The 3,045-nt window shown below is 42.7% G+C and carries 3 protein-coding genes; all 3 read left to right on the top strand.

The genetic code is table 11. The features are described 5' to 3' along the window. Positions 1 to 1,387, top strand: a 1,387-nt coding sequence (locus tag QVO88_RS05855) for a recombinase family protein (protein ID WP_288177815.1), incomplete at its 5' end; no start/stop codon positions are given. Positions 1,388 to 1,446: 59 nt separating this feature from the next. Further along, positions 1,447 to 2,550, top strand: coding sequence for an amidoligase family protein (locus QVO88_RS05850; RefSeq protein WP_022287576.1), 1,104 nt, complete (start codon positions 1,447 to 1,449; stop codon positions 2,548 to 2,550). Between the two features lie 13 nt (positions 2,551 to 2,563). Further along, on the top strand, positions 2,564 to 3,045 hold a 482-nt coding region (locus QVO88_RS05845; RefSeq protein ID WP_288177814.1), incomplete at its 3' end, for a gamma-glutamylcyclotransferase family protein.

Raw genomic sequence — 3,045 nt, 5'->3', positions numbered from 1 at the left:
GACAAAAAAACGTACCGAATTTAATCGCATGATCCGTATGTGCAGAAACAAGAAAATCGACCTTGTAATTACCAAGTCGATATCAAGATTTGCCAGAAATACTGTGGATTGTTTGGAATATGTGCGACAGTTGAAAGACCTCGGGATCGGAGTGATTTTCGAGAAAGAGAACATCAATACGATGACAATGACTTCTGAATTTATGATAGCTCTGTACGGAAGTTTTGCTCAGGCAGAATCGGAGTCAATAAGCAAAAATGTAAGCTGGGGAAAAGAAAAAGCTTACCGTGAGGGCAAGGTACAGTTTCAGTATAAATATCTTCTCGGTTACAAAAAAGGTGCAGACGGCAAGCCTGAAATAGTTCCTGAAGAAGCGGAAACAGTTAAGCTGATTTTTAATATGTACCTTGACGGATACACGCTTTTAAATATCGCAGATACGCTTATGGCTCAGGGCAGAAGGACGGCTACAGGCAAAAATATTTGGAGTAAAGGCGAGGTTCAGCGTATTCTGAAAAATGAAAAATATGTCGGCGACGCACTTCTGCAAAAAAGTTTTACGGTGGACTGCATAACTCACAAAGTGGTGAAAAATAACGGTGAACGTCCTATGTATCTTGTGACAGACCATCATACGCCGATAGTTGACCGTGACACGTTCAACCGAGTACAGCAGGAGCTTGCAAGGCGAACTTCCAAGCGTAAAATCAGCGATAAAACCAAAACTGAGCAAGGCAAATACAGCGGAAAATATGCTTTATCCGAGCTGCTGATATGCGGTCACTGCGGAACTCCATACAGACGCAGGGTGTGGTCAAGAAACGGCAAAAAGCAGGTGGTCTGGCGGTGCATAAGCCGTCTGGAACACGGTAAAAAGTACTGCCCCGATTCACCTACGATCAAGGAAGAACAGCTCCATAAGGCGATAATTCGGGCGATAAACAATTACTATTCCTGCCGAAATGATATTGCAAGGATTTTAAAAGCGAATATTGGTTCGGTGCTTGAATGTCAAGGTCAGGAGGAAATTTTAGCTGCAGGAAAAAGACTTAGGGAAATCGACCAAGCAAGAAATGATTTAGTCAATTTGATAGCCTCCGGCGGCTGCGACGAGGACAAGCTTGACAGTGAATTTGAAAAGCTTTATGCGGAAGAACAGCAGTTGAGCGAACGTCTTGAAAATCTGAAATTGCAGAACAAAACTTCAGAAGGAACACAGGCGAAACTTGATGAAATTATGGATATGATAGAGCATGAAAAGTTTGAGTTGGAAACCTTTGATAATGTGCTGATACGCAAATTAATCGAGTGCATAAAAGTACTGAGTAAGACCGAAATATTGGTGATTTTCAAGGGCGGATACGAAGTTAGAACGGAAATTGAATAACGATTAAATTTACGGCTTGCGGAGAAATCTGCAGGCTGTTTTTGTTGGGAGGCGGTTATTTGGCAGGCAATTTTGATGGGATAAAGACAAGAAATTTTGGCATTGAGATAGAAATGACAGGCTTAACTCGCTGTCAGGCGGCAAAAGCGCTTTCAGGTGTTCTGGGAGGAGAGGTTGTCCATGAGGGTGGCACTTATGATAAATATACGGTTAAAGATATTAAAAGCAGGGATTGGTCTATTGTGTACGACGGAAGTATCAACTGTTACAATGCAAACGGCGACCGAGCTTCCAAATCCTACAGTGTGGAAATGAATTCTCCTGTTCTTGAATATGGGGATATTCCGCTTTTGCAGGAGGTTGTACGAGCTCTTAGAAAAGCGGGCGGAGTAACAGGTCCGAGATATTGTGCAGGCACGCATATACACATTTCGGCAGACGATTACACTCCGCAGCAGATACGCAATCTTGTAAATATTTTTGCAAGTAAGGAGGACTTTCTGTGGGACGCTTTGCAGGTTTCTTCTGCTCGTGAATCCTACTGTCACAAGATGGATAAGCAGTTCATCGAGGAAATTAACCGAAAAAAGCCTAAAGATATGGAAGAAATAAAGGGGCTTTGGTATCACGGCAGAATGAGCGAACAGTTTCAGCATTACTCAAATAGCCGATATGTTATCTGCAATCTGCACTCATTCTTTCAGCATGGTCATTACGAGATAAGGGCATACAACGGAAGTCTTCATGCAGGAGAGGTAAGAAGTCAGATAGTTCTTGCGCTTGCCATAAGCAATGCGGCAATGACTAAGAAATACTGTTCTCCGCACGTTTCGCAAAGCGATAATATGCGGTACAGCTTTCGTGTATGGCTTTTGAATCTTGGACTTATCGGAGATGAGTTCAAGAATTGCAGAACGCATTTGCTAAAACATTTGGATGGCGATATTGCATGGCGGCACCCGGAGGACGGAATAGCCGCAAGAGCAAAGCTGAAAGAAAAACGTGAAGCTGAACGGCAAGCCGCCCGTGGGCAGCGTGTCGAGCCTGTAAGCGAGGTTCAGGAGTTAAACGAAAATGTATCCGATGAAAATTCAGAGCCGACAGAGAGCGAATGTGAGAACTTTGAAGAAGATGAAGAAATGGGCATGGAAATGTCAATGTGATCGGAGGTAGAGAATGAAAAATAAACAGTTATATATTGCATATGGAAGCAATATAAATTTGGAGCAAATGGCATACAGATGTCCACATTCAAAGGTTGTAGGAACATCAGAAATCAAGGATTATGAATTAGAGTTCAGGGGCGTTGCAACAATCGTTCCGAATAAGGGTGCAAGAGTTCCCGTTCTGATATGGGAGCTTGACGAAAGGGATTTGCCTACTCTTAACAAATACGAAGGCTACCCCAGTTTCTACAGGCAGGAAAAAATGACCTTTGAAATGGACGGAAAAACCTACGAAGGTATGGCATATCTGATGAATCGTGGGACAATTTCTCCACCGAGTCAGCAGTATTACAACACGATTTTGCAGGGATACAGAGAAAACGGTTTGGACGAGAAATATCTTCAAACTGCTCTTGAAAATTCTCAGCAGCTTGAGTATTACGTGAATGATGAATTCGATGAGGATTTTGATGAAGATTACGATCTTGACGA

It is taken from the genome of Ruminococcus sp. CAG:57 (assembly GCF_000435935.1).
Classification (GTDB): domain Bacteria; phylum Bacillota; class Clostridia; order Oscillospirales; family Ruminococcaceae; genus Hominimerdicola; species Hominimerdicola aceti.
The sequence above is the reverse complement of the archived record's forward strand: the minus strand, read 5'-3'. Positions and strand labels throughout refer to the sequence as shown.